Annotated in this window: 4 tRNA genes and 1 rRNA gene; all 5 read left to right on the top strand. The window is 49.3% G+C overall.

The features are described 5' to 3' along the window. Window positions 1-175: 175 nt before the first annotated feature. The 5 genes from rrf (at window position 176) to EVJ34_RS15385 (ending at window position 692) form a co-directional block, all read left to right on the top strand. Window positions 176-291, top strand: a 5S ribosomal RNA gene (gene rrf / locus EVJ34_RS15405). 11 nt (window positions 292-302) lie between these two features. Next, window positions 303-378, top strand: a tRNA-Val gene (locus tag EVJ34_RS15400). 9 nt (window positions 379-387) lie between these two features. Beyond that, window positions 388-463: transfer RNA gene (locus EVJ34_RS15395), tRNA-Thr, on the top strand. Window positions 464-497: 34 nt separating this feature from the next. Further along, window positions 498-584: transfer RNA gene (locus tag EVJ34_RS15390), tRNA-Leu, on the top strand. A gap of 31 nt (window positions 585-615) precedes the next feature. Further along, a tRNA-Arg gene (locus EVJ34_RS15385) sits at window positions 616-692 on the top strand. Window positions 693-742 lie beyond the last annotated feature (50 nt).

The raw sequence follows: 742 nt of genomic DNA, 5'->3' as shown, positions 1-742 counted from the left end.
GGTAGATAGGTCATGGGTGGAAGCACGGCGACGTGTGGAGCTGAATGATACTAATCGGTCGAGGCTTTGATCTAGTCTAATGGTTTGTATGAATTGATGAGTCTTCAGTTTTGAGAGAACAATCTCTTAAAAAAAGAGTTGACATTATGTTAAAATAATGTTAATCTCATATATGTCTGGTGACGATAGCGAAGCGGCCACACCCGTTCCCATGCCGAACACGGAAGTTAAGCGCTTCAGCGCCGAAAGTAGTTGGGGGTCTCCCCCTGTGAGGATAGGACGTTGCCAGGCATTACATATTTGGAGGATTAGCTCAGCTGGGAGAGCACCTGCCTTACAAGCAGGGGGTCGGCGGTTCGATCCCGTCATCCTCCACCATTTACACCTGCCGGTGTAGCTCAGTTGGTAGAGCATCTGACTTGTAATCAGAGGGTCGAGGGTTCGAATCCTTTCGCCGGCACCATTTTTCAAATAGTCTACCGCATGAATTATACCTTGCCGGGGTGGCGGAATTGGTAGACGCACAGGACTTAAAATCCTGCGAGGGTTTCCTCGTGCCGGTTCAAGTCCGGCCCTCGGTACCATCTTAATATCCCATGAAAGTTCATTCGTCTCGCACCCTTAGCTCAGCTGGATAGAGCGTTAGACTACGAATCTAAAGGCCGGGAGTTCGAATCTCTCAGGGTGCACCATTTATAACGGGAAGTAGCTCAGCTTGGTAGAGCACTTGGTTTGGGACCAA

The organism is Exiguobacterium sp. SL-9, assembly GCF_004336985.1.
Lineage (GTDB): Bacteria > Bacillota > Bacilli > Exiguobacteriales > Exiguobacteriaceae > Exiguobacterium.
The sequence above is the reverse complement of the archived record's forward strand: the minus strand, read 5'-3'. Positions and strand labels throughout refer to the sequence as shown.